Here is a 26,338-nt window from a genome sequence, read left to right on the forward strand (position 1 = left end):
TCAGACCGCTTCGATACCCATTGCCTGAGCCGCCAGCCGGTTCTTGATGCCGCCCTGACCGTCCAGCCAGCGCATGCCGGCATTGCGGATCCAGCGCAGGGGCAGTTCGTCCCGCGCAAACAGCTGCTTGAAGCCTTCCATCGCCGCCATCATGGCGAGGTTTTCGCCCTTGCGGCGGCGCTGGTAACGGGCCAGGGTCGACGGCTCACCCGCGGGTAATCCACTGTCACGCAGACGCGCCATTTCTTCCAGCAACACCCGCACATCGCCATAGCCCAGGTTCACGCCCTGGCCCGCCAATGGGTGGATAGTGTGGGCGGCGTCGCCGATGAGGGCCAGGCCCGGTTTGACGTAGTCCTTGGCGTGGCGCTGGCGCAGCGGGAAGGCAAAGCGACGGGAGACGGCCTTCACCGCACCCAGCTGGCGTTCGATGGCCGCTTCCAGTTCCGCGGTGAACGCCGCGTCGTCCAGCGCCATCAACCGCCGCGCTTCGGCCGTGTCCTGCGACCAGACGATGGAACAGAAGTGGCGACTGCCGGCTTCGTTGGCCAGCGGCAGGAACGCCAGCGGGCCGGTGGGCGAGAAACGCTGCCAAGCCGTCGCCTGATGCGGCTGGACGGTTTCCACCGTGCAGACGATGCCCTGCTGGTCGTAGTCCCATTCCCGCGTCGGCAGGCCGGCCCACTGGCGCACCCGGGATTGCGGACCGTCCGCGGCCACCACCAGATCGGCTTCCAGACGACGACCGTCTTCGAGTTGAATGCAATGGCTCCCGGCGGCCTCTTCCGTCCAGTCGCTCACCGACACCCCGGCGAACAGGTCCAGAGCAGCATCGGAAACAGCGGCCATCAGGGCGCGCACCAGGATCCGGTTTTCGACAATGGTGCCCAGCGACGAGACGCCCATGGCCGGGGCCTCAAAGTGGATACGCCCGGTGCCGTCCGCGTCCCAGACGGTCATATCCGCGTAGGGGCAATGCCGTTCGGCCGTCACGTCACTCCAGACGCCGAGGGCATGCAGCAGCGCCTGACTGGCCAGCGACAGGGCACTGACCCGCGGCTCGAAGTCATCCACCGTCGCAGCGGGCTCCAGCGGGCGCAGGGTTTCTTCCAGCGTCGCCGCTTCCACCAGACCCACACGCCAGCCTTGCTGACAAAGACCCAGTGCGGCGGCGGCGCCGGTCATGCCACCGCCCACCACCAGGATATCGAAGCGTTGGACGTCACTCATGAGCGTTTTCCTGCAGAACGGCCGGCCGCGTTGGGGCCCAGCCCCATAGCTCGGCGGGCAAACCAGCGCCGGGCGCCGGGAACCAGGTCCAGCCCCACCAACCCGGCGTCCCGGGCCGCGGACAGCGCCCGGGAGTGGTGACCAAAAATCTGGATGAGCGAATCGGAAAAACGGACGGTGTCCCGCTGATCCTGCCGGTGACGGGCCTGATAGCCCTGCAACACAGCAATGTCACCCAGTGGGCGGGCAGAGGCGGTGGCCTGCTCGAACGCCTCCACCAGCGTCATCAACCCCCGCAACGCCAGGTTAAAGCCCTGCCCCGCCACCGGATGCAGCGTGTGGGCAGCGTTGCCGACCAGCACGATGCCGGGGCGCACGGCCTCCTGCACGGTGGTGAGGGTCAACGGGTAATGGGCACACTCGCCCATCTTCACAAAACGGCCCAGGCGCCAGCCGAAGCGGGCCTGCAATCGCGCCAGCCGCTCACCGTCATCCAGGGCCAGGGTTTCTTCCAGGGCCGCATCGGCCAGCGTCCAGACCAGGGCCGCCTCGCGCCCGGCCCGACCGGGCTTGCCCCGCGGAAGCAGCGCCAGCGGTCCGGCGTCGGTAAACCGTTCGTAGGCCACAAAATCATGGGGATTGCTGAACGTGACGTTGGCAATCAGGGCGTTCTGGCCATACTCGCTGGTCTCGACGTTGAAGCCCAGCTGCTCGCGCAGGCCGGAGCGACCGCCGTCGGCCACCACCAGGCAGCGAGCCGTGAGGGACGATGACTCGTCATCCTGTTCCAGTCGCGCCGTAACCCCTTCACTGAGCGGCTCGACACCGACCACTTTTGCCGGGGCCTTCCAGCTGACCGCAGGCTGTTCTCCCAGCGCCCGCATCAACGCCAGCCCGAGCAGCCGGTTGTCCACCACGTAACCCAGGGCATCCTGACCGTGCTCCTCGGCGGACAGCCGGGTCGCGCCGAAACGGCCCCGGTCCGACACATGGATGCGCCGGATCGGCGTGGCATGGGGGCTCAACGCAGACCACAACCCCAGGTCGTCGTAGATCAGCCGCGAGCCCCAGGCCAACGCCGTGGAACGGGCGTCGTAGCTGGGCTGGTAGTCCTCGGGACGGGCGTCCGGCGACAGGGGAAAGGCTTCCACCACGGTCACCCGCAACTGCGGCAGCCGGTGGGCCAGCGCCAGCGCCAGGGTGGCGCCGGCCAGGCCGCCACCGGCAATCAGGATATCGGTATCGAACGCAGGAGAATGCGGCTCGCTCACAGGTCGTGCAGTCCTCAGTCGGCCATCAGGGCTTCGATGTCGGCGATGGTTTTCGGCGCGCCCTCGCTCAGCACGCGGCAGCCCTCTTTGGTGACCACCACATCGTCCTCGATGCGGATGCCGATGCCCCGCCACTGCTCATCCACATCCATATTGTCCGGCGCGATGTACAGGCCGGGCTCCACCGTGAGCACCATGCCGGGCTCCAGCACCCGCCAGGCACCACCGACCCGGTAATCGCCCACGTCGTGCACATCAAGGCCCAGCCAATGTCCCGTGCGGTGCATGAAAAACGGCCGGAAGGCTTCCTGCTCCAGGGCTTCCTCCAGCGTCATGTTCTTGAGGATGCCCAGATCGATCAGGCCCTGGGTCAACACATTGAGAGCCGCCTCGTGCGGATGGTTCCAGTGATTGCCCGGCTTGACCGCCTCGATGGCCGCATCCTGGGCCGCCAGCACGATCTCGTAGACCGCCCGCTGGGGATCGGTAAACCGGCCACTGACCGGGAAGGTCCGGGTGATGTCCGAGGCATAGTTGTCCAGCTCGCAACCGGCGTCGATCAGGACGAGGTCGCCGTCTTTCAGCGGCGCGCGGTTCTCGATGTAATGCAGGATACAGCCGTTGGCGCCACTGCCGACAATCGACGGGTACGCCGTGGAGCGGGCACCGTGGGACATGAACGTATGCAGCAGCTCGGCTTCCAGGTTGTATTCATGACCGCCCTGGCGCGCCCGTTTCATGGCATTGCAATGGGCCTCGGCGCTGATCTTGCCGGCCTTGGCCATCACCTTGATTTCCGCCGCGCTCTTGTAGAGGCGCAGGTCGTGCAGGCTGTGTTCGAGGGCCACGAATTCACCCGGGGGGTGGGCCCCGGTGCGCACCTTGGAACGGATCGTCTTGACCCAGTCCATCACCTGGTTGTCGAACGCCTTGTCCTTGCCCAGCGGATAGTAGACCCGACTGCGCCCCTCGATCATGCCCGGCAGGATGTCGTCGATATCGGCAATGGGAAACGCGTCGTCGAAGCCGAGTTTTTCGATGGCGCCTTCCGGGCCCATCAGGAAACCGTCCCACAACTCCTTCTCGGGGTTGCGTTCCTTACAGAACAGGACCGCCTCGCCGTGCTCCCGGCCGGGGATCAGCGCCAGCACCGCATCCGGCTCCTCGAAACCGGTCAAATAGTAGAAATCGCTGTCCTGCCGGTACGGATGCAGCACGTCACGATTGCGCACCCGCTCGGGCGCCGCCGGAACGATGGCAATGCTGTCCGGCGCCATGAGTTCACTCAGGGCCTTGCGACGGGCGGCAAATTCTTTGATCGGCATGGACATAAACGGGGCCTCTCTCAGTGAAGCGTTTTATCAGCGGGCGGTTCCGGGGCATTGAATTCGGTAAACACCGTGAGCGCGCCCACCCGCACGTACTCGGTAATCTCGTTGAACTGCTGTTCGCCTTCCTCGCTGTCGCCCTCGCCTTCGGCGACCTGGCTGATGGCGACCAGGTCTTCCACCAGCTCGCGGACCTCGCCGGTGGCTTCGCCCAACTGGCGGCTGGCCATGACGGCCATGCCTTCCAGGAATCCCCGAACCCAGGCGGACAAGGCCTGCAGACGCTGATCGAGGGCATAGTCGTCGTCTGGCAGCAGCGGGGCAAAGCTCAGGTCGGACGATTGCAGCGAGGCCAGGGTGACCTCGTAGGCGGTGTCGAGGAAGGTCTGCAGTTCTTCACTGCTCTCAACCGCCTCCGGCGCCACGCCCATGTTCTCGCAGGCCAGGGCGCGCCATTCATCCGTCTTGAGGCGGCCGCCCGCGGCCAGCCGGCCACAGAGACCACCGTGCAGTTCGGCGGGGTGGCTGAACGCCTTGTAGGAGGCGAACAGATTGGCCCAGGATTCGAAGTCACCCAGGGACGTTGTTGTGGATTCGTTCTCGGTCATTACTCGACTTACGTTGGCTGCTTTGAATGGGTCACTATCGTAGCACCCGCAGCCGGCAAAGGCATCGGGCACGCCCGCCGGAACCGGCGTTCTTCCTGACCGGGCGCAACTTTTATGCAACCGCTGCCCACAACGTCGCCAATCTGCCCTGTGACGTGGACGGCGTCGCAGATCCGGCCAACATGACGGGACGGCAAGGTCCGCAAATTGACCCCCTAACGGGCCGCATTTATAGTTGATCGGGTAACTTACGGAGAATTCCTCTTCCAGACTCTTCGCCCAGGAAGTAGAACGCCATGGATCAGTCCGAACTGCAGGCCCTCGCCGACAAGGTGGATCGCCTGATTGCTCGTTGTCAGAAACTGGAGCAGGAAAACGCTTCCATGCGTCAGATGCAGGATGACTGGAACCGCGAACGCGCCCAGCTTATGCAGAAAAACGATCTCGCCCGAAACAAGATCGAAGCGATGATTGGCCGCCTCAGAGCACTGGAGCAACACTGATTCCGGCTTTCAGGGGCCGCCAGAATCGCCACCCGACTTAATCAGAGGTTCCCGATGCCCGACAAACCCACCACGGTCGAAGTCAACATCCTCGACAAGTCCTACCTGGTTGCCTGTCCGGACGAAGCCCGCAGCGAGCTGCAACAGGCTGCCCGCCACCTGGACTCACAGATGCGGGAAATCCGCGCCAGCGGCAAGGTCTTCGGCACCGAGCGAATCGCCGTCATGGCCGCCCTCAACATCACCCACGAATTGCTCCAGAACGACATGTCCGAAGGCGCTTCCAAGGTGCTCGATCGGATGAACAGCCGGCTGGATGAAGCCCTGGGCGAGTCCGGCAACTGATGCCGTGACCTCATTGTCATTTCCGATGATGGGGATTTCCGAAACGGGTTTGCAATCGCACCCGGTCTAGCCCGTATAATGACATCACTTCCTGGGATGTTCGCTGGTCGGATACGTCCTCGAGCCGATGCGCAATACCCAGGTGGCTACTTCAGGGCATTGTGAGCATGTCCCCCACGTAGGGGAAAGCCTAATGTGTCACAGCGGCCACCACCTTGAACTTTTGGGTTCAAGGGCCACATCCGATAACGGCATCCCGGGAAGCTTTCTTTCTCTCTTGCGCCCGCCCTCACTGCTTCAGGACAACGGACCGCACGTGACTGCCTTCTTGCCTCCCCTTCCAGCCAGTCCGGATCGCAAAGGCCTCCGCCGCCAGTTGCGCCAGCGCCGCCGCTCATTATCTCCAACCGCCCAGCGCGTGGCCTCACGAGCCCTGGTCCGCCAACTGATGCGCTACTTCGGCCAGTCCCGCGCGCGCCATATCGGGTTGTATCTCCCCAACGACGGTGAGATCGATCCCCGGGCGTTTATCGTGGAAGCGCGCCGCCGACGTCAGACGGTCTACCTGCCGGTCCTGCACCCGATTCTCGGCAACCGCCTCTGGTTCTATCGACTGGATCCCACCACCCGCCTGAAGCCCAATCGCTTTGGCATTCCCGAGCCGGCCCACCGGAACGCTCCGCGTCGGGCGCCCTGGGCGCTGGATGCGGTTCTGATGCCGCTGGTGGGGTTTGACCGGGAAGGTGGACGACTGGGCATGGGAGGTGGCTTTTACGACCGCACATTCGCCTTCAAGCATCTGGAGGCTGCGCGGCCGCCGGTTCTGATCGGACTGGCCCACGACAGCCAGCAGGTGGAACGACTACCGATCCAGCCCTGGGACGTGCCCATGAATGCGGTGATTACGCCCGCACGGCAGGTGGCCTGTGATACAGGTGGTGTGCAGGAGCGACAGGAAGCGGGCCGGTTGTTCATCGGCCATTATCGGCTGGGCGAGAAACGACAGGGACGACTGCGGCGCCGCACCCGGAATTGAGAGGAAAAGCCCGACAAAGCGCCGGGACTTTTCTTTACGCTCGAAAAGCTTGTCAGTCTTCCAGCAATTGCAGCAGCGGTGAATCCGACGAGTCGGCCATGCTGACCGCCCTGGATTTCGGTTCGGACGCCTGCAACGAGGTCAATCCGGTCACCGCCAGACCAATGACGAAAAGAAAAACGAGCGCCCGTATGACGTCAGGCTTTCGTTCCATGGTTTTGCATCCCCCAATGCGAACGGCTAATTGGCCGTTTTCTATCTCTGTTTTTAATGTGCGCAGCCTGGACACCCGACCGGACTGAAAGTATGACGAGCCCGTCATGAATCCCGGACTTCAAAACCTTACATCAATCAGGTGTTTATTTTTTATTCAGAGAATTGCTCTAAATAGTATCAGCTAACTGCGGTATTACAATTTTTTACAGGTTACAGAAGGTTCATTTTTTGAAAGCGTTCGTAGGCCCGTAAAAAACCGGCCGGAATCCGCCATTTAACGCGGATTCCGGCCGGCCTGGAGTGAGACTGAGGTTGTCCCGGTAAGTTCCTAGCGCCCGTTGCCGTTCCCCAGGAAAAGCCGATAGGCCTCGTTGTCGGTCACGTCCTCATAGCGGAAACCGACCTTGTCGAGCATCTTGGTGAAGGCGCCGGTCTCATGATCCTCGACCTGCGCGCCCATCAACACGCGACTGTAGGCCGCACCATGATTGCGGTAATGGAACATGGAGATGTTCCAGCGCGTGCCCAGCGACATCAGGAACTTCAACAGCGCGCCCGGGCGTTCCGGGAACTCGAACTGGAAGACCTTTTCGTTGTGGATATGCGGCGCATGGCCGCCCACCATGTGACGGATGTGCTGCTTGGCGATATCGCTGTCGGTCAGGTCGATCACCGGATAGCCACCGTCGCGCAGATCCTGCACCAGTTCGTCCCGGCCGAGGCCACCGGACTGGATCTGGATGCCCACAAAGATGCGCGCCTCGTCTCCGTCGGAGAACCGGTAGTTGAACTCGGTGATGTTGCGCTTGTGCAGTGCGTTGATGAACGACTTGAAAGCGCCCGGCCGCTCCGGGATGGTGACCGCCAGGATCGCCTCGCGCTGCTCACCGATCTCGGTTCGCTCTGAAATGTAGCGCAACCGGTCGAAGTTCATGTTCGCGCCACTCAGGATACCCGCGAGGTTCTGGCCCACGATGCCTTCGCGCTGCACATATTTCTTGATACCGGCAACCGAGAGCGCGCCGGCCGGCTCGCAGATGGAGCGGGTGTCGTCGAACACGTCCTTGATGGCGGCGCAGATCTCGTCTGTGGACACGGTGATCACCTCGTCCACACACTCCTTGCAGACGTCCCAGGTGTTTTTGCCGATCTGTTTGACCGCTACACCGTCGGCAAAGATGCCTACTTCATCGAGCACCACACGCTCGCCGGCCGCCAGGGCGGCCTGCAGGCAGTTGGAGTCTTCCGGCTCCACCCCGATGACGCGGGTCTCCGGACGCAGGTATTTGATGTAGGCCGCCATCCCGGCGATCAGACCACCGCCACCGACCGGAACAAACACGGCATGCAGCGGCTTGGTGAACTGCCACAGCAGTTCCATGGCCACCGTACCCTGTCCGGCGATGACGTCCGGATGGTCGTAGGGCGGGATGTAGGTCAGGCCCTGCTTTTCCATCAGCTCGGCGGCATGAGCGGCGGCTTCGTCAAAGGCATCGCCCTTGAGCACAACCTTCGCACCACGGTCCCGCACCGATTTGACCTTGATCTCCGGCGTGGTTTGCGGCATCACGATCACCGCCTTGATGCCCAGCTCCTGGGCCGCCATGGCCACACCCTGGGCGTGGTTACCGGCGGAAGCACAGATCACCCCCTTTTCCCGCTGTTCCTCGGTGAGATGGGCAATTGCATTGTAGGCGCCACGACACTTGAACGAGAAAACCGGCTGCAGGTCTTCCCGCTTGATAATAATGTGATTGTTGAACCGCTTGGACAGGTTACGGGCATGAGTCAGCGGCGATTCAATCGCCACATCGTAGACTCGGGCATCGAGTATTTTCTTGATGTAGCGCTGTGGCATGGAGCAATTCCCTTCTCTGGGTTTTCGGGTTTGTGAGCCTCTGATGGACTCGATAGTGAATGGTGGGTGAAAACCCTCAAGTCTAAGGACTTAGCGGCCGGGGCGTCCAGCACTATTGGCGCGCGTTCGCGACGCAGGTCAGCTTTTCCTGTATGCCCGTGAACCGGGCCGGTATACTGGTGGCCCTTCGACAATTCCCATTTCCATCTGGCGAGGACGCTATGACCCAGGACGAACTGAAACAGGCCGTCGCCCGGGCCGCCATCGACATCATCACTCCCAAGCTGGCCAAGGACAGCGTGATCGGGGTAGGCACCGGCAGCACGGCGAACTATTTCATCGATCAACTGGCCGAGCTGAAATCGCGCTTCGATGGCGCGGTCGCCAGTTCGGAAGCCACCGCCGATCGTCTGAAGCAACACGGCATCCCGGTCTACGACCTCAACTCTGTCACCAGTCTGGAGTTCTATATCGACGGCGCCGACGAAGCCAACGATCACCTGGAACTGATCAAGGGCGGCGGCGCGGCCCTGACTCGGGAGAAGATCGTGGCGGCGGTCGCCAAGACCTTCATCTGCATCGCTGACGAATCCAAACGGGTCGACCTGCTGGGCGCCTTCCCGCTGCCGGTGGAAGTCATCCCCATGGCCCGCAGCCATGTGGCTCGGCAGATCGTCAAACTGGGCGGTGATCCGGTGTACCGGGAAGGCGTGACCACGGATAACGGCAACGTGATCCTCGATGTCCATAACCTGACCATCAACAACGCCATCGAACTGGAGCGAGACCTGAACCAGATCGTGGGCGTGGTGACCAATGGCCTGTTTGCGCATCGTCCGGCGGATATTCTGTTGCTGGGGACGCAGAACGGGGTGGAAACGGTGGAGCGGTAGTCGTTCCAGCCGTCGGGCGCCTGCCGGCGCCTCAGAAGCTGAAGCATCTGCTACATACTCGAGTTACGGCAAAATGTAGCCGACGCTTCAGCTTCGGAGCAGCCTGCAAGGCTGCCCTGCCACAGCACCAGCTGACGGGTGCCCCAACACCCACAAAAAAGCCCGGCCGAAGCCGGGCTTTTTAGTTCAGGTCATCCAACCGCTCAGGGCTCGATTTCCATCAGGACTTCGGATGGGGTCACCCGGTCGCCCTTCTTGATGAACACACCGACCACCTTGCCGGAAATCGGGGCCTTGACCTCGGTTTCCATCTTCATGGCTTCGATGATCAGGACCGGCTTGCCGGCGTCGACGCTGTCGCCCTCATTGACCAGAACGTCAACGATGTTGCCCGGCATGCTGGTGGTCACGTGGCCTTCCTTCGAGGCCTTGCCGCGACCGGAGCCGCCACTGCCTTCACGCTCAAAGCCGCCGACGGATTCCATGCTGATCTCTTCCGGAACGCCATCGACCGTCATGAAGAACCGACGCTCGTCGTCGCCTGACGGGCTGACGCCCGTGACGTTGACGTCGAAGGTCTCGCCGTGAACGGTGATCTTGAACTCGGTGGACACCGAGCCCGGGCTGGCCGCAGTCGGTTTCGGCTCCAGCGGTTCCGGCTTGAGGGTGCCTTCCTTGCGCTGCTCCAGGAACTGGCGAGCCTGATCCGGGAACATGGCGTAGGTGAGGATGTCCTCTTCGGACTCGGCCAGGTCGCCGATGTCGTCCTTCAGGGTGTGGAACTCGTTCTTCAGCTGGTTGGCCGGACGCTCTTCGATCAGCTCCTCATTGCCTACCGCTCGCTTCTGCAGGTCGGCATTGATCTCGCCCGGCGCAGCACCGTACCAGCCCTGCAGGTACTTCTTCACCTCGTTGGTGATGTTGTCGTAGCGTTTGCCGGACAACACGTTGATCACCGCCTGGGTGCCGACGATCTGTGAGGTCGGAGTGACCAGCGGCGGGTAGCCCAGATCCTTGCGCACACGCGGGATCTCGGCGAACACGTCACGGATCTTGTCCAGTGCACCCTGCTCTTTCAGCTGGTTGGCCAGGTTGGACATCATGCCGCCCGGGACCTGCGACAGCAGGACCGCGGTGTCCACACCGTTGTACTCGCTCTCGAACTGGTGGTACTTCTTGCGCACCTCGCGGAAGTGGCTGGTCAGCTCATCCAGGGTTTCCAGATCCAGGTCCACCTGATAGCCCGCTTCCTTCAGGGACGCCACCAGCGACTCGGTGGGCGGGTGACTGGTGCCACCGGCAAAGGCGGACAGTGCGGTATCGATGTGATCGACACCCGCCTCGATGGCCGCCCACTGACACATGGAGGCCATGCCCGAGGTGTAGTGGGAGTGCAGGAACACCGGCAGGCTCAGCTCTTTCTTCAGGGCGCTGACCAGATCAGCGGTGGCGGACGGGGTCAGCAGACCGGCCATGTCCTTGATCGCGATGCTGTCGACGCCCATGTCGGCCATCTGCTTGGCCTGCTTGAGGAACTTCTCCGTGCCGTGCACCGGGCTGACGGTGTAGCAAATGGTACCCTGGGCATGCTTGCCGGCCTTCTTGACCGCCTTGATGCTGGTTTCCAGGTTACGCACGTCGTTCAGGGCGTCGAAGATACGGAATACGTCGATGCCGTTATCCGCTGCTTTCTGGCAGAAGGCTTCGACCACGTCGTCCGCGTAGTGACGGTAGCCCAGCAGGTTCTGGCCACGCAGCAGCATCTGCAGGCGGGTGTTGGGCAGGGCCTTGCGCAGCTGGCGCAGGCGCTCCCAAGGGTCTTCCTTCAGGAAGCGAACGCAGGCGTCGAAGGTGGCACCGCCCCAGCACTCCAGCGACCAGTAACCGGCCTTGTCCAGCTTGTCGCAGGCCGGCAGCATGTCTTCGGTACGCATACGCGTGGCGATGAGGGACTGGTGGGCGTCCCGCAGGATGACGTCAGTGATTTCGATTTTACGCTTGGTCATAAAAGACTCCCATCAGATTCCGGCCTGGGCGGCGATCGCGGCGGCCACAGCGGCGGCCAGCGACTCCGGACGCTTCTTGATGCTGTAGTTGATCAGTTCCGGGTGGCCTTCGACAAACCCGGTGTTGAACGAAGCAGCCCTGAACTCCGGATGGCTGAGGATTTCCAGGTAGTAGGGAATCGTGGTCTTGATGCCGTAGATCCCCATATCCTTGAGGGCCCGCTGGGAACGGTCCAGCAGTTCTTCCCAGTCCATGGCGCTGACGATCAGCTTGGCGCACATGGAATCGTAGTACGGCGGGATTTCATAGCCGGTGTAGATGGCCGCATCGGTCCGCACGCCGGGGCCGCCCGGTGAGTAGTAGCGGGTAATCTGGCCAAAGCTTGGCAGGAAGTTGTTCTTGGGATCTTCGGCGTTGATCCGGAACTGGGCCGCGTAACCGCGGTAGCTGATGTCTTCCTGCTTGAAGCGCAGCTTTTCACCAGCGGCAATCCGGATCTGCTCCTTGACGATGTCCACCCCGGTGATCTGCTCGGTGATGGTGTGTTCCACCTGCACCCGGGTATTCATCTCCATGAAGTAGAAATCACCGTTGTCGGCGAGCAGGAACTCCACCGTGCCGGCGTTTTCGTACCCGGTTTCCTTGGCGACACGAACCGCCAGGTCACCGATGTACTCGCGCTGTTCGTCGCTCAGCTGGGGCGATGGCGCCAGCTCGATCAGCTTCTGGTTACGGCGCTGGATGGAGCAATCGCGCTCGTACAGGTGAATGGCGTTGCCGTAGCTGTCCGCCAGGACCTGGACCTCGATATGACGCGGGTTGACGATGCACTTCTCCAGGAAGACATCGGCACTACCAAAGGCCTTGGTGGCCTCGGAAATGACCCGATCGTAGTTCTGGCGCAGGCTCTCCTCGTCGTCGCAGCGGCGAATACCCCGACCGCCGCCACCGGAGGTGGCCTTGAGCATCACCGGATAACCCAGCTCGCCCGCCTGTTTCACGGCGTCCTCGACATCCGTGAGGTTGTCTTCAGAACCCGGGGTGACCGGTACTCCGGCATTCACCGCCGTCTGACGCGCCTGGGTCTTGTCGCCCATTGAGGAAATCACGTCCGCTGCCGGCCCGATGAAGCGGATGCCCCGCTCCTTGCAGACTTGCGCCAGCGTGGCGTTTTCGGAGAGGAAACCATAACCGGGATGCAACGCATCACAGCCGGTTTCCACCGCCAGGTTCACAATATGATGGGGGTTGAGGTAGCCCGTCAGTGGATCCGCACTGATGCAATGCGCCTCGTCCGCCTTTTTAACGTGCAAGGAATAGCGGTCGGCTTCGGAATAGATCGCCACAGCCTTCACGCCAAGCTCTTGGCAGGCGCGCGCTATTCGGACCGCAATCTCACCACGGTTAGCGATGAGAACTTTCTTTATGGTCATCTGAGGTGCTCCCTGTCATTCGTCAGGAAGTGGGATGAAAGGCCGTCATTGGCCACCCGCCCCGAAGAGCCACCCACTGGGCGGGAGTACGTACTTTAACGCATGAATATTGTACACACGTAAAAGCGGCCGAACACTCTATCCGCCGACCCATGGCCCGACCAGACCCGAATTGATCCAGATCAACTATATGACCAAGCGCTTGCTAGGTTATGCTTGATAAGCGACACTCACTTATCTCTCGCATCCAATACGGCTCAGACAGGGGGCAGAACGGATTACGCCATGGATACCGATTACTTTAACGACACCCACCGCCAGGTCCGCGAAACCACAAGAAAATTTGTGTCGACCCATGTGCTTCCCTACATCAACGACTGGGAGGAAGCCGGCGAGTTTCCTCGCGATCTCTACCGGCTGGCCGGCGAAGCCGGCATTCTCGGCGCCGGCTATCCGGAGGCGTTGGGAGGGCACAGCGAAGGGGATGTCTTCCTCAAGGTGGCCATCAGTGAGGAACTGATGCGCTCCACGTCCGGCGGCCTGGTGGCCGGTCTCGGCTCACTGGATATCGCCCTGCCCCCGGTCGTTCGCTGGGGACAACCGGCGTTGAAAGAAACCGTGGTACCGGCCGTGCTGCGGGGCGACAGGATCATGGCCCTGGCCATTACCGAACCGGGCGGCGGCTCGGACGTGGCCAACCTCAAAACCCGGGCGGTGCGCGAGGGTGACCATTACGTCATCAACGGCAGCAAGACCTTTATTACCAGCGGGCATCGGGCCGATTACTACACGGTGGCCGTCCGCACCGGCGAGGCGGGCCACAACGGCATCAGTCTGCTGCTGGTAGACCGGGACACACCCGGCTTCACCCGCGGCCGCAAGCTGCAGAAAATGGGCTGGTGGGCCAGCGATACGGCCGAGCTGTTCTTCGAGGATTGCCGGGTGCCCGCAGACCGCCTGCTGGGCGCGGAAAATGCGGGCTTCATTGCCATCATGACCAACTTCCTGTCCGAGCGCCTGATGCTGGCCATCATGGGCTACATGGGCGCCCAGCTCGCGCTGGAAGCCTCGCTTGATTATTGCCGCTCGCGTGAAGCTTTCGGACGCAACCTGAACGGCTTCCAGGTCACGCGCCACAAGCTGGTGGACATGGCTAGCCAGGTGGAGATCGCGCGGGAATACACCTACCGCTGCGCGGCGCTGATGCAGGCGGGCAAGAACCCGATCAAGCAAGTGGCCATGGCCAAGAACTTCGCGGCGGAGGTGTGCGAAAACGTCACCCGGGAAGCCATCCAGCTCCACGGTGGCATGGGCTACATGCGCGAGACCGGCGTCGAACGGCTCTATCGCGACGGCAAACTGCTCTCCATCGGCGGTGGCACCACGGAGATCATGAAGGAAATGATCGGCAAACAGATGGGCCTTTAAGACCCGGCCGACGACCGTCAGGCGCCGTCGTTGGCGGACGTCTCCGGCGGCGGCTCGTCATTCTCCGCCTCCCCGTCGTCCATGGCGTTGGCGGCCTTGAGGAACGCCAGGCCGCTCTGGATCAGGAACTGCCGCATGCGCGGATCGCTCTGTTCGGTAATACCGAGGGCAAAGGCCGTCAGAACCGCTTCCCAGGGGTTTTCCACGATCAACTTGCGGAAGGCCGCCAGCGGCGACGACCCACCTCCGGTCGACGCCTCACGGGACGGCGCCGGCGTGCGCATCATCCGGTAAAAGAAGAAGCCCAGCAGCGCAAAACAGACACCACCGGTGATCCCGAAGGCGCCGGCTTGCCCCACCCAGGGCTCAAGCCCGAGGGCGGCGGCTTTTACCAACAGCACAAAGCCGCCGATAAGCAGCGCGCTGAGAAACACCAGCCCCAGGGCCGCGCCAATCAGCGCGGCCAGGGCTTTACGCAGCAGGGCTTGCAACTCGCCGGAAAAAGGCATGATCAGCGATCGAGCAGTTTGCCGACCAGCAGGCCGACCAGGAATACGATCACCACACTGAGGAACGGGCGTTCCTCGATCTTGTGCTCGACGTCGTGAATGGCCTTGTCGCCGGCCTCTCGGGCGCGATTGAACGCTTCATCGCCCCGCTCACGGGCATGCCGGAGAGCTTCGCGGCTTTCCTTGCGGATTTCGTCGCGAAGGTTGCTGATGTTGCTTTTCTGGCCGTCAGCCACCGCCCGGGTCAGCTTGGCCAGATCTTCACGCAGTAACTGGATGTCTTCCTTGACCCGCTTGTAATCGTCCTGGGGTGTTTGCGCTTCCATGGTGTGTCTCCCTGAATGAAACATACCCGGCGGATTCGCCCGCACTGTTCGGTCACCGGCAAATCCGCCCGCCATCTGGCGCTACCGTTCTGTGTGTACCGGTATGACGCGCCAGACGTTTTCACTGTAGCACAGCAGTGGGAGAACCTCTGACGACCACATGACCATTCGTACAGGATGGCGACTGTCTGACGAACAGGCCCGAAGGTATGTTTCACCCCACGGGACCGACGGGTATAATCCGTGGCCATTCACCGGTTCCATTTCACTTCACTGACGACAGTAAAGAAGGACGCCTCATGAACTTCGACAATATCCCGCCCGGCAAGAACCCGCCTGAAGACATCAACGTACTGATCGAGATTCCGGCCAACGCCTCCTCTCCGATCAAGTACGAGGTCGACAAGGACATGGGTGCCGTTGTGGTGGATCGCTTCATGGCCACGCCGATGTTCTACCCGGCCAACTACGGCTTCATCCCGAACACACTGGCCGACGACGGCGACCCGCTGGACGTACTGGTGGTCACGCCGTATCCGGTCATGCCGGGCAGCATCATCCGCTGTCGTCCGGTAGGTGTCCTGAACATGGAAGACGAAGCCGGCGGCGACGCCAAGCTGGTTGCCGTGCCTCACGACAAGGTCACCAAGCAGTACACCGACGTGAAAGACGTGCACGACCTGCCGCAACTGCTGCGCGATCAGATCCAGCACTTCTTCGAGAACTACAAGGATCTGGAAGCGGGCAAGTGGGTCAAGGTCGACGGCTGGGATGACGCCGCCGCAGCCTGCAAGGCCATCGAATCCGCCGTCGCCGCTTACCAGAAGTAAGCGCTCCGGCACGGATTTCCGGCCCGTAGCGGCCGGACACAAAAAAGGCAGCGACCCTCGGGCTCGCTGCCTTTTTTATCGCTGACGGGCTGGTTCAGCCTTTGCTCAGCAACTCCCGCAGATCGATGATGGCGGAGTTGGCCCGGGCCAGATAGGACGCCATGGTCAGAGAGTGATTGGCGAGGATGCCAAAGCCGCTGCCATTGAGGATCACCGGACTCCACATCGCCTTCTGGGACCCCTCCAGCTCGACGATGATCTGCCGCACGCTCACCAGCGCGTTCTTGTCTTTCAGGACATCACGGAAATCCACCTCGATGGCCTTGAAAATGTGCAGCAGGGCCCAGGAGGTCCCGCGGGCTTCGTAGAAAACGTCGTCAATCTCGGTCCAGGGCGTCTGCACCGAGGCGATGTCGTCCTCCTTCGCCTGGTCCGGCAGTTCTTCCATGTTCTCGTCCACCGACTGTTTGCCGACGCTTTCACTCAATCGGCGTGACAGGCTGCCCAGACGGGTTTCCAGATCCGCCAACCAGCTGTTCAGATTGTCCGCCCGGGCGTAAAACTGGGCCTGGGGACCGTTGGGGTTGGACAGGCGATCGAGATAGCGCTTGAGCGCGGCAATACCGCGCCGATACTCGGATTCGGTGGAAGGCAGCATCCAGCTGCCGTTATCGAAGTGCAGTTGGGGTTCAGCGATGGTCAGGTCCGGGTCTTCGGCGGACTGGCTTTGGGAGCGGCTGATGTTCTGGCGCAGCGCCCTGGCCATATCGCGCAGCTGGATCAGCACCCCGTATTCCCAGTGCGGCATGTTATCCATCCACAGCCCCGGCGGCATGATGTCGTTAGTGATGTAACCGCCCGGCTTGTCGAGCAGGGTCTCGGCCATGTGAATGAGCGTCGAGGTGGTGGTGAAGCCGGTCACCATCTCCCGATTCATGGCCTGGGCCCGCTGCTGGGCCTCATCGCGGACCGAGTAGGTGTCCGGCTCGCTGCTCCAATAGATCCCCAGCACCACCGCGACGATCAGGTAGATCACCAGCAGGACAATCAGGCCCTTGAACACTTTGCCGCCACCGAGATAGTCCTGGATGTCCTCCAGCCGCTCCCGGAAAAATCCTCTGGTCTTGCTCAACATAACCATCCACCTTGTGTCATTCGTTCTGATTCGTCGTTATTCGAACGCCACCGGAGCCTCCTGGCCACCGGGAGCCCATACCTTGCCGGATTGTCATGGGCACCGCAATTGTGGGACGTGCCACTCAGACCGATGGCAAGGTATCCCCTGGCCGGGCCAGGTGATAACCGATGCCGCCATCGACGCCAAGCACCGAAACCAGGTGCCATTCCGCGGCGGTTTCGACGCCCGCCACAAACACCTCGACGCCGCGACTGTGAGCGATCGGCACAATGGACTCCAGATAGAAACGGTTGTCCGGATGCGTATCGATATTGCGGATAAAGCTGGGATCAATACGCAGGGCCTGGAAGGGCAGATTACGCAGGTAACTGAACGGCACGCCGCCGACGCCGAAATGATCCACCAGCACCCGCACGTCATGGCGACGCAATAGCTTGACGCAGTTGCCCACATCCGCCCGGTGGTGGTGCACCGCATCCTCAGGCAGGTAGACCCAGAGCCGAGCCAGCACCGCGGCACCCTCCTCGGACAACGTCCTCGCCAGCCAGTCCCGGAAACCGGCATCGGCAATGGAGGAACTGCCCAGGGTCAGACTGAAGGATTGCAGCGGGTACTGGCGTAGCAGATCGAGCACCCGCCGGAACACGATCCGATCCAGCCGTGCCATCATCCGGAACCGTTCGGCCATGGGCAGGAAGATCCCCGCAGCCACCCATTCGCCATTGACCTCGATGCGCGACAGCACGTGGTAATGGTGAACGGACTGATCAACGGTCCGCAGCATGGGCTGATAGACCAGCCGGATGCGTTCGGCGTCGAGGGACGATTCCAGGTGCTCGCGCCACTGGTCGACGCTGTGCTGCACGGATTGGGTGGTGTCGAACACCTTGCAGTCGGTTTCCCGCGACATCTGGGCCTGGCGCAGGGCTTCATCGCAGGCGGCCAGCAGCTCGCGGGTGCCGGCCAGATGGCCATTGGTAGCGGCGAGACCGGCGTGGACGGCCACGTCACGACCCGCCGAACGATCGGCGTAGATGCCGTCGAGGTCCGCCAGCAGCTGGCGTACCCAGAACTCGGCATCCACCGGCGCTGCACCGGGCAGGAACAGGGCAAACTCGGCCCCGTTACGGCGACCGGCAAAGCTGCCGGGGTGCTCGCGTACGAACGCCTGGATGCGTTCGGCCACCGCCAGCAACAGATTATCCGCCGCCTGACGACCCTCCAACTGGTTACAGCGCCCGAAATCCGCCAGCTGCAGCAGCACCAGCGCGCCCTGGCGCCGGGAATCCCGGCTCTCGACGGCCACCGACATGCGTTGCTCGAACGCGCTGCGACTGGCCAGGCCGGTCAGCCGGTCTTCGTTGCTCATGCGCCGCAGATGCTGGATCAGCTTGGCCTGCCCCTCAAACAGGGCACCCAGGTCGTGGGTCATCTGGTTCATGGCGGACGTCACCCGCGCCAGCTCGCGCGTGCCTGCCTCCGGCGCCCGCGATCGGAAATCCCGGTTGCGGATGGCTTCGGCCTGACGCTCCAGCCCGGCCAGTGGCCGCAGAACCCGGCGCAGGATAAAGAAGAGAATCAGCAAGGCGACGATGCCGATCAGTAGCGCCCCCAGCGCCATCTGCCGGGCCATTCGCCACAGATCCCGGTAGCCCTGCCCCGGATGGCTGACCACTTCGACGAACCCCAGGCGCTGCCAACCGCGAACCACCTCGGCGCGCTGGCCGAAGCGCTCGACGGGCAGATCCACCAGAGACACGAACCAGCCCGGAACCCCCGGCGTCCGCAAACGATCGCGGCGCTCGATCTCGAAATCGGCCGACGTATTCTTGTAGCGAATGACCAGGTAGCGGCCGCTGTCGAAGGTCGCGTCAATCAGTGAGGACGCCGCCACCGCATCCCGGCCGTCGATGGCGTTGGACAGGGAGAGGCCCACGGCGACCGCCCCGTCATGGGCGTGCCCCTCCAGTTGCTCGACGATATACCCGCGAAAGCCGATCATACCGGCGAGCAGGCTGGCCACCATCAGCAGCAGGATCAGACTGCCGGTGAACAGCAGCAACAGCAGTTGCAATGAAATGATGCCACGGCGTGTTTTCCGCATTCCCTGGCCAGCCCCCTGGCATGAATCGATCGGATTCAATGGCTCCTGACGCGACAAAAGCGTCGGATATGACAAACATTTACACAGCGTCACCTACGCCGACAACATAAAACACTATAGACTCTCCAGAGAGCCATTGAGAGCTCTACAATCACAACAGAGCGTCTGGATCGCCTGACGGCGTTCAACGACTCACAAAAACGATGTTCTCAGCTTCACTGCCTTGGCGTGAGGGAACCGACCATCCGGAACGGCTGCGAAAGGGCGTACCGGACCAGGAAGTGGCCGGAGACAGCAACCTGGCTCGGCCACTGCGCAAGAAGACAGGCCAGAGACCCAATGACTGACGACAATCAAAAGGAAAAGCTGAAACAGCATTTTGCGCGGCGCGTTACGACCCAGGCAAGAGTCGTCCTCGACACCTGGCAAAAAGTGAAGGAATCCGACAGCCAGGCGGAAATCCTGCACCGCGACCTGTCCAGCGCGACCGAAAAGCTGGTGCGCTACGCCCAGCGTTTTGAGATGGTCAAGCACGCCAGCGCCGGCGAGGCGCTGCTGGGCATCCTGCAACGCTGGGCCCCTGACGCCTCGCTGCCCGACACCGTGCGTGAGGAACTGCAGGGGGCGATGGACCAGCTCAGCCAGTGCACCCTGCGCCGCACCGACCAGGATCTGGACGAAGCGCCCCGCACCTACCTGCGCACCCCGGTTTATGTGGCCCTCTGCGAGCTGGAAATGGCCAACCGCCTGATCAAGCAGCTGGAATTCTTTGGATTCCGTGCCGCCGCTTTCGAGGACGCCGAAGGGCTGATGGACGCCTGCAGCCGCCACAAGCCGGAAACCATCCTGATGGACGTCAATTTCGGCGGCAGCGAACTGGCCGGCATCGCCACCGTCGAGGCGCTGCAGGAGCGCCACGACACACCGATCCCCGTGATCTTCATGAGCGATGAGGACGGCACCATCGAAACCCGGCTGCGTGCGTCCCGTTGCGGCGGCGAGGAATTCTTCTTCCCGTCGGTGGATCCGGGCCAGTTGATCGAAAAGATCGAGACCTACACCCACGGCAATACCGTCGAACCCTACCGCGTGCTGGTCCTGGACGATTCCCGCGCCCAGGCCAAATTCATGGAGAACGTCCTGACCCGGGCCGGCATGACCGCCCACATCATTACCGATCCCATGCAGATCATCCACGCGCTGGAAGCATTCTCGCCGGAAATCATCGTGCTGGACATGTACATGCCCGGCTGCACCGGCATGGAAATCGCCCGGGTAATCCGCCAGCAGGACCGCCTGCACAGCGTGCCGATCATCTACCTGTCCGCCGAGGACGACGTTTCCAAGCAGCTGCACGCCATGAGCCTGGGCGGCGACGACTTCCTCACCAAGCCGATCGACCCCAAGCACCTGATCGCCACCATCCACAACCGGGGCCGGCGCGCCCGCTCCCTGTTGGCGCTGATGATCCGCGACAGCCTGACCGGCCTGTACAATCACACCCACACGTTGCACCTGCTGGACCAGGAAATCGTCAAGGCGAAGCAGAAGGACCAGCCGCTGTGCTTTGCGATGCTGGACATCGACTACTTCAAGAAGATCAACGACACCTACGGCCATCCGATTGGCGACCGGGTGCTGCGCAGCCTGTCCATGTTCCTCAAGCAGCGTCTGCGCAAGACCGACCACATCGGTCGCTACGGCGGTGAAGAATTCGCGCTGATCCTGCCCAACACCCGGGAAAGCGATGCCAAGAACGTGATCAACGAAATTCGCGAGCGCTTTGCCGAGTTGTTGCAACCGGCCGGCGCCCAGGAGTTCAAGGTCACCTTCAGCTGCGGTGTTGCCGCCTGGCAGGGCGAGAGCGCCCAGACCCTGTGTGAACGGGCCGACCGCGCCCTCTACGACGCCAAGGGCCTGGGCCGCAACACCGTCGTCTCGGCCAGCCAGTAACCGGTCAACGCTCCGGCCCGCCCGAGGGTCGGAGCGCGATTCCACAGACACTCACGACCGCACAAACCTCCCCGTTCCCCGCCACTTCCTGACCATTACCGGCAGACTCCGCAAAGAAGGGCTTTCGGCGCCTTAGACCACCCGATATGAAACCAACGTCTTATGGACGGGTCTACCTTGCTTGACAACAATGGTGCCAATGTCGGCGTGACTGACCCGGGCCGATTGTCAAAATGTGTTGAAGTCATAGACTATACTGGTCATGATGACTGGAAAATGTCGCTATATTCGGCGATCCTGTCAGAAAACGAGCCAATAACAAGGTTTTCCCCATGGCCACGATTCTCGTGCTGCACGGCCCCAACCTGAACATGCTTGGCGTTCGGGAACCGGACGTCTACGGCCACGAGACCCTCAATGACATCAACGATCGCCTGCATCGGCAGGCCAGTCAGGCGGGTCATCATCTGCTGCATCTGCAATCCAACGCAGAGTATGAATTGATCGACCGTGTCCACGAGGCACGACAGGAAGGGGTGGATTTCATCCTGATCAATCCAGCGGCCTTTACACACACCAGCGTTGCCCTGCGCGACGCCGTATTGGCGGCGGAGATCCCTTTCATCGAAGTGCACCTCTCCAATGTGCACGCCCGTGAACCCTTCCGCCATCACTCCTATTTTTCGGATGTGGCGGTCGGCGTGATTTGCGGCCTCGGCAGCCAGGGCTATGACCTGGCGCTGCAGGCCGCACTGGCACGACTTTAGATTCAATGTCGACGAGAGCTGTCAATTAATTCCGGCGAGAACAGACTATGGATATTCGTAAAGTAAAGAAGCTGATCGAACTGATTGAAGAATCGGACGTGGAAGAACTGGAGATCCGCGAAGGCGAGGATACCGTTCGCATCACCCGTCGCCGCGGCCAGGCCGAATTCGCCCAGATGATGCCGGCCCATTATGCACCGGCACCCGCGGCCGCACCGGCACCGCAGCCGGCGGCAGAGCCTGCCGCCGCCGAAGCGCCGGCCGACAACACGCCGGCGGGCCACCAGGTTCGCTCACCGATGGTCGGCACCTTCTACCGCTCGCCGTCGCCCACCGCCAAGGCCTTCGTTGAAGTCGGTCAGACCGTTGCCGCCGGCGACGTCATCTGCATCGTCGAAGCCATGAAGATGATGAACCAGATCGAAGCCGACAAGAGCGGTACCATTGTCGACATTCTCGTAGAGAACGGGCAGCCGGTAGAGTTCGACCAGCCGCTCTTTATTATCTCCTGATCGAAGACGACTGACCCATGGCCATGATTGAAAAAGTCCTGATCGCCAACCGGGGCGAGATCGCGCTTCGTATCCTGCGAGCGTGCAAGGAGCTGGGCATCCGCACGGTTGCCGTTCACTCCCAGGTCGACCGTGACCTGATGCACGTCCGGCTCGCCGACGAATCCGTCTGCATCGGCCCCAACAGTGCGACTGAAAGCTACCTCAATATTCCTGCCATCATCAGCGCCGCGGAAGTTACCGACTCGGTCGGTATCCACCCGGGCTACGGTTTCCTGGCAGAGAACGCCGATTTCGCCGAACAGGTCGAGAAGAGCGGCTTCCGCTTTATCGGCCCACGCGCCGAAACCATCCGCCTGATGGGGAACAAGGTGTCCGCCATCAACGCGATGGTGAAGGCCGGTGTCCCCACCGTACCGGGCTCCGACGGTCCGATCACCAATGATGATGCGCACACGCTGGAAGTGGCCCGCAAGATCGGCTATCCGGTCATCATCAAGGCCGCTTCCGGCGGCGGTGGTCGCGGCATGCAGGTGGTGCACTCCGAGGCGTCGCTGCTGAAGAGCATCCAGATCACGCAATCCGAGGCCCGCAACGCCTTTGGTGACGAGACCTGCTACCTGGAGAAGTACCTGGAGCGGCCCCGTCACGTCGAGGTACAGGTCCTGGCGGACATGCACGGCAACGTGATTCACCTGGGCGACCGCGACTGCTCCATGCAGCGTCGTCACCAGAAAGTCATCGAGGAAGCCCCGGCGCCGAACATCGATCCGGAAGCACGCGAGAAGACCCTGCAGGCCTGTGTCGACGCCTGTAAGGAAATCGGTTACGTGGGCGCCGGGACGTTCGAGTTCCTGTACCAGGACGGCCGTTTCTACTTTATCGAGATGAACACCCGGGTTCAGGTGGAGCATCCGGTGTCGGAAATGGTCACCGGCGTGGACATCGTCAAGGAGCAGCTGCGCGTCGCCAGCGGCCTGCCGCTCACCTTCTCCCAGGACGAGATCCGGGTGGCCGGTCACGCCATGGAGTGCCGGATCAACGCGGAAGACCCGCAGACCTTCATTCCCAGCCCGGGTCAGGTCAAGCACTTCCATGCCCCCGGCGGCAACGGCGTGCGGGTCGATTCCCACATGTACACCGGCTATTCGGTCCCGCCCTACTACGACTCACTGATCGGCAAGCTCATCAGCTTTGGCGAGGATCGTGAGACCGCCCGCAAGCGCATGAAGAACGCGCTGGACGAGCTGGTCGTGGAAGGCATCAAGACCAATCAGCCCCTGCATCGCCGATTGATCCTTGACGGCGGCTTCAAGAATGTGGAATTTACCATCCACTATCTCGAGAAGCTGATCAAAGACTAGTCGTGCCGCGTCAATGTGGTATTGACGGCCTCAGCGCCCCCAATGATGCGTCGACGCGATGCGGCATTGGGGGCGCTGCCTTCAGGAAGGCTGATCGTTTCGCACTCGGGGCCAGACCGACTGCAGTCGCCACCCTCACATTGACGGAGTAACCCTATGCGCTGGATCCAGGTGCGCGTTCCCACCGATCCGGAACACGCGGATTTACTGGAGGATATCCTCATGGAAGCCGGCGCCGACGCCGTCACCATGGAGGATGCCGCCGACCAGCCCCTCTATGAACCGGACCCGGGCACCACGCCGCTGTGGGGCCAGACCCGGGTCACCGGCCTGTTCAATGCCGACACCGGCATCGACAGCCTCAAGGCCATGCTGGCCGAGGCCTACCACCAGCAGACCCAGCAGGAAATCGGCGAGATCGACGTCTCGCTGCTCGAGGACAAGGACTGGGAACGGGCCTGGATGGACGATTTCAAGCCATTGCGCTTCGGCCAGCGCCTGTGGATCGTGCCCAGCTGGCACGACGTTCCCGATGTGGAAGCCGCCAATCTGATGCTCGACCCGGGCCTGGCCTTCGGCACCGGCACCCACCCGACCACCGCCCTGTGCCTGGAATGGCTCGACGGCAAGCCGTTGCAGGACACCCAGGTGATCGACTACGGCTGCGGCTCTGGCATTCTGGGACTGGCGGCCCTGCTGCTGGGCGCCAAACACGTCATCGGCGTCGATACCGATCCCCAGGCCCTGGATGCCAGCCGCGACAATGCGCGTCGCAACGGCATCGATGATCCGCGGCTCGACCTGTACCTGCCGGACCAGGAGCCGGACACCCAGGCGGACGTCCTGCTGGCCAACATCCTCGCCCAGCCGCTGCTTGGCCTGGCCCCCAAACTGGCCAGTCGGGTGAAGGATGGCGGCGATATCGTGCTGTCCGGTATTCTGTCCAACCAGGCCCGGGAGGTGATGGACGCCTACGAGCCCTGGTTTATCATGGACGAGCCGGTCCAGCAGGAGGATTGGGTCCGCCTCACCGGACAACGTCGCGACAGATGACGACAACCGGCGGACCGTCTACACTGTGGCCCTCACAGATCCTGCGGCCCACCGCTCCCATCGGGGCGGACAACAAGGACGGGTAGCCGGCCAGGCCAACATCGGCGAACCTTCTGCAAGCCCACAATCGGGGCGCTTGCGAGGTTCTCCGGGCCTTTACGATGCGACAGGGATTCCGAGCCGTGACCTGCGACAGGAATAAAGGATGAGCCAGAGCAGTACGCTGACACGTTGCCCCCATTGCGACACCCGATTCCGGGTCACCGAGGAACAGCTCGGCATTGCCCGCGGCAAGGTCCGCTGCGGCAATTGCATGGAAGTGTTCAACGCCCTCGAACACAGCGAAACCGAAACCAGCAAGCCCCGGCCTGCTGCGACGGCCGCATCCCCTTCCAAACCTGAACCGGCACCGTCGCCCAGCGCATCCTCCAGTTCCTTTATGGAGGAAGAAGAACTCATCTTCGAAGACGATCCCGAAGAGGACGCCGCCGAGGGCAACTACGCCGGCACCAAGACCACCTTCGATGACGACGAGCTGAGCGACAGCTTCCTGAATTTTGACGAAACCCGGGACAGCGGATACCGCGACGACGAAGACGAGATCGAGACCGACATCGACGAGAGCTGGGCAGAGGCCATTCTCGACGAAAGCGAGTCCATGACCCGCAAGCCGCCGGCCTCCAGGCCCAGCCAGCCTGAGCCGGAACCGGCGCCGTCGGCGGACGACGAGGACTTGCTGGACGACCCGTTCAGCCAGCGTACCGCCTTCCAGGCCCCCAAATCCGAGCCGGAGCGCCCGCAACCTCGCCCCAAGGCCGAACCGGAGCCCGCGCCTGAACCGGACACCGAATCCTTCGGTCCGGCGACAGAAACGTCGCGCACCAGGCCGGCGCAGCCTACCCAACCGGCCCCCGAGCCGGCTCCGGACCCGGATGCCATTCGCCCGGAGCGGGATGAACCGCTCGCCGCCACCCGCCGGCTGGGCAGCAGCAACGCGTTCCAGGATCTGCGCCACGAACCGATCGCCATCGGCAAACCACAACGCTCCTGGTTGCGCCGCAGCATCTGGACGCTGCTCATCCTGGTGTTGTTGGGCGTGCTGGTCTCACAGGTCACCTATTTCCAGCTCGATCGCCTGTCCAGCATTCCGGAACTGCGCCCTTATTACGAACAGGGCTGCGAGGTCCTGGGCTGCGAGTTGCCGCCGCTGGTGGCCATCGACCGCATCCAGAGCCAGAAACTGGTGGTGCGCACCGATCCGCAACAGCGCGGCACGCTGGTGGTGGATGCGGTCCTGGTCAACGAAGCGCGCTTCGAGCAACCCTTCCCCAACATCGGCCTGACGTTCTCCAACCTCAACGGCGACGTCGTGGCGCAAAGCCTGTTCGAGCCGGATGAATACCTGTCCGGCGAGGCCCAGGACCTGTCGATGATGCCCAGCCAGACACCCATCCGGATTTCCATCCACATTCGCGATCCGGGTCGGGATGCCGTCAACTACAACATCACCTTCATCGCTCGTTCGACGAAGTAGAACCGCCTGACAGGCCGCCCGGCAGTGAACGCCGGGCGGCCTTTTCGTCAATAGCCGATTGACGAGAAGCCCGCCCCCGAAACGCATCACGG

The 26,338-nt window shown here is 62.4% G+C and carries 24 protein-coding genes and 1 other RNA gene; 13 read left to right on the plus strand and 12 right to left on the minus strand.

Translation table 11 applies throughout. The features are described 5' to 3' along the window. Genes JL474_RS15965 through JL474_RS15980 form a run of 4 tightly spaced genes read right to left on the minus strand, consistent with a single transcriptional unit; the run spans position 1 to position 4,437 of the window. Entirely contained in the window at positions 1-1,230 is a 1,230-nt protein-coding gene (locus tag JL474_RS15965) for an FAD-dependent monooxygenase (RefSeq protein WP_203142858.1), read from the minus strand. Then, positions 1,227-2,501: a 2-octaprenyl-6-methoxyphenyl hydroxylase gene (gene ubiH / locus JL474_RS15970; protein ID WP_203142859.1), complete on the minus strand. Its 1,275-nt coding sequence runs from the start codon at positions 2,499-2,501 to the stop codon at positions 1,227-1,229. The genes JL474_RS15965 and ubiH overlap by 4 nt, the downstream gene beginning before the upstream one ends. Before the next feature lie 14 nt (positions 2,502-2,515). Further along, the gene (pepP, locus tag JL474_RS15975; RefSeq protein ID WP_203142860.1) at positions 2,516-3,832 is read right to left on the minus strand and encodes a Xaa-Pro aminopeptidase; all 1,317 of its coding nucleotides are present in this window, start codon (positions 3,830-3,832) and stop codon (positions 2,516-2,518) included. A 14-nt stretch (positions 3,833-3,846) separates the two neighbouring features. Further along, positions 3,847-4,437 (minus strand): UPF0149 family protein, encoded by a 591-nt coding sequence (locus JL474_RS15980; protein ID WP_203142861.1) that lies wholly within the window; start codon positions 4,435-4,437, stop codon positions 3,847-3,849. A gap of 296 nt (positions 4,438-4,733) precedes the next feature. On the opposite strand from JL474_RS15980, the gene JL474_RS15985 reads away from it, so the two are divergent. The 4 genes from JL474_RS15985 to JL474_RS16000 all read left to right on the plus strand — a co-directional run bounded on the left by JL474_RS15985 (position 4,734) and on the right by JL474_RS16000 (position 6,321). Next, on the plus strand, positions 4,734-4,940 hold the full coding sequence (locus tag JL474_RS15985) for a TIGR02449 family protein (protein ID WP_123634066.1): 207 nt from the start codon (positions 4,734-4,736) through the stop codon (positions 4,938-4,940). Between the two features lie 54 nt (positions 4,941-4,994). Beyond that, positions 4,995-5,285, plus strand: coding sequence for a cell division protein ZapA (locus tag JL474_RS15990; protein WP_203142862.1), 291 nt, complete (start codon positions 4,995-4,997; stop codon positions 5,283-5,285). A gap of 85 nt (positions 5,286-5,370) precedes the next feature. Further along, positions 5,371-5,552, plus strand: a non-coding RNA gene (ssrS, locus tag JL474_RS15995) — 6S RNA. Between the two features lie 61 nt (positions 5,553-5,613). Then, entirely contained in the window at positions 5,614-6,321 is a 708-nt protein-coding gene (locus JL474_RS16000) for a 5-formyltetrahydrofolate cyclo-ligase (protein WP_236012303.1), read from the plus strand. Positions 6,322-6,373: 52 nt separating this feature from the next. On the opposite strand, the gene JL474_RS16005 is transcribed toward JL474_RS16000, so the two are convergent. Together JL474_RS16005 and ilvA are read right to left on the minus strand one after the other, a co-directional pair. After that, complete coding sequence (locus JL474_RS16005) at positions 6,374-6,535, minus strand: hypothetical protein (protein WP_190294844.1); 162 nt, start codon at positions 6,533-6,535, stop codon at positions 6,374-6,376. 330 nt (positions 6,536-6,865) lie between these two features. Next, positions 6,866-8,395: a threonine ammonia-lyase, biosynthetic gene (ilvA, locus tag JL474_RS16010; protein ID WP_203142864.1), complete on the minus strand. Its 1,530-nt coding sequence runs from the start codon at positions 8,393-8,395 to the stop codon at positions 6,866-6,868. Positions 8,396-8,616: 221 nt separating this feature from the next. On the opposite strand from ilvA, the gene rpiA reads away from it, so the two are divergent. Then, positions 8,617-9,288 (plus strand): ribose-5-phosphate isomerase RpiA, encoded by a 672-nt coding sequence (gene rpiA, locus JL474_RS16015; protein ID WP_203142865.1) that lies wholly within the window; start codon positions 8,617-8,619, stop codon positions 9,286-9,288. Positions 9,289-9,491: 203 nt separating this feature from the next. On the opposite strand, the gene oadA is transcribed toward rpiA, so the two are convergent. Continuing rightward, the gene (oadA, locus tag JL474_RS16020) at positions 9,492-11,294 is read right to left on the minus strand and encodes a sodium-extruding oxaloacetate decarboxylase subunit alpha (protein WP_203142866.1); all 1,803 of its coding nucleotides are present in this window, start codon (positions 11,292-11,294) and stop codon (positions 9,492-9,494) included. Positions 11,295-11,306: 12 nt separating this feature from the next. Continuing rightward, on the minus strand, positions 11,307-12,728 hold the full coding sequence (locus tag JL474_RS16025; protein ID WP_123636449.1) for an acetyl-CoA carboxylase biotin carboxylase subunit: 1,422 nt from the start codon (positions 12,726-12,728) through the stop codon (positions 11,307-11,309). Between the two features lie 285 nt (positions 12,729-13,013). Here JL474_RS16025 and JL474_RS16030 point away from each other — a divergent pair, with 285 nt between their 5' ends. Continuing rightward, positions 13,014-14,156 (plus strand): acyl-CoA dehydrogenase family protein, encoded by a 1,143-nt coding sequence (locus tag JL474_RS16030; RefSeq protein WP_203142867.1) that lies wholly within the window; start codon positions 13,014-13,016, stop codon positions 14,154-14,156. A gap of 17 nt (positions 14,157-14,173) precedes the next feature. Here the strand turns inward: JL474_RS16030 and JL474_RS16035 are convergent, their stop codons facing one another. Together JL474_RS16035 and JL474_RS16040 are read right to left on the minus strand one after the other, a co-directional pair. After that, a complete protein-coding gene (locus JL474_RS16035) occupies positions 14,174-14,665 on the minus strand; it encodes a hypothetical protein (protein WP_123636451.1) in 492 nt (163 codons plus the stop codon). 2 nt (positions 14,666-14,667) lie between these two features. Then, on the minus strand, positions 14,668-14,991 hold the full coding sequence (locus tag JL474_RS16040; protein ID WP_123636452.1) for a DUF883 family protein: 324 nt from the start codon (positions 14,989-14,991) through the stop codon (positions 14,668-14,670). 299 nt (positions 14,992-15,290) lie between these two features. Between JL474_RS16040 and ppa the strand changes: the two genes are divergently transcribed. After that, a complete protein-coding gene (gene ppa / locus JL474_RS16045; protein ID WP_123636453.1) occupies positions 15,291-15,821 on the plus strand; it encodes an inorganic diphosphatase in 531 nt (176 codons plus the stop codon). A 94-nt stretch (positions 15,822-15,915) separates the two neighbouring features. On the opposite strand, the gene JL474_RS16050 is transcribed toward ppa, so the two are convergent. Continuing rightward, positions 15,916-16,962 carry a DUF2333 family protein gene (locus JL474_RS16050; protein ID WP_407944064.1) on the minus strand — a complete coding sequence of 349 codons (1,047 nt, stop codon included), beginning with the start codon at positions 16,960-16,962 and terminating at the stop codon, positions 15,916-15,918. Positions 16,963-17,080: 118 nt separating this feature from the next. After that, positions 17,081-19,063 (minus strand): bifunctional diguanylate cyclase/phosphodiesterase, encoded by a 1,983-nt coding sequence (locus tag JL474_RS16055; RefSeq protein ID WP_203142868.1) that lies wholly within the window; start codon positions 19,061-19,063, stop codon positions 17,081-17,083. A gap of 339 nt (positions 19,064-19,402) precedes the next feature. Here JL474_RS16055 and JL474_RS16060 point away from each other — a divergent pair, with 339 nt between their 5' ends. The 6 genes from JL474_RS16060 (at position 19,403) to JL474_RS16085 (ending at position 26,246) form a co-directional block, all read left to right on the plus strand. Beyond that, complete coding sequence (locus JL474_RS16060) at positions 19,403-21,016, plus strand: diguanylate cyclase (protein WP_203142869.1); 1,614 nt, start codon at positions 19,403-19,405, stop codon at positions 21,014-21,016. 332 nt (positions 21,017-21,348) lie between these two features. Further along, entirely contained in the window at positions 21,349-21,783 is a 435-nt protein-coding gene (gene aroQ, locus JL474_RS16065) for a type II 3-dehydroquinate dehydratase (RefSeq protein WP_203142870.1), read from the plus strand. A 47-nt stretch (positions 21,784-21,830) separates the two neighbouring features. After that, positions 21,831-22,295 (plus strand): acetyl-CoA carboxylase biotin carboxyl carrier protein, encoded by a 465-nt coding sequence (accB, locus tag JL474_RS16070; RefSeq protein WP_203142871.1) that lies wholly within the window; start codon positions 21,831-21,833, stop codon positions 22,293-22,295. 23 nt (positions 22,296-22,318) lie between these two features. Beyond that, entirely contained in the window at positions 22,319-23,659 is a 1,341-nt protein-coding gene (gene accC, locus JL474_RS16075; protein WP_203142969.1) for an acetyl-CoA carboxylase biotin carboxylase subunit, read from the plus strand. A 156-nt stretch (positions 23,660-23,815) separates the two neighbouring features. Next, positions 23,816-24,712, plus strand: a complete 897-nt coding sequence (gene prmA / locus JL474_RS16080; RefSeq protein WP_203142872.1) for a 50S ribosomal protein L11 methyltransferase — start codon at positions 23,816-23,818, stop codon at positions 24,710-24,712. Positions 24,713-24,917: 205 nt separating this feature from the next. Then, complete coding sequence (locus JL474_RS16085; protein ID WP_203142873.1) at positions 24,918-26,246, plus strand: DUF3426 domain-containing protein; 1,329 nt, start codon at positions 24,918-24,920, stop codon at positions 26,244-26,246. Positions 26,247-26,338 lie beyond the last annotated feature (92 nt).

Origin of the sequence: Marinobacter mangrovi (genome assembly GCF_016798325.1) — a bacterium.
GTDB classification, from domain to species: Bacteria; Pseudomonadota; Gammaproteobacteria; order Pseudomonadales; family Oleiphilaceae; genus Marinobacter_A; species Marinobacter_A mangrovi.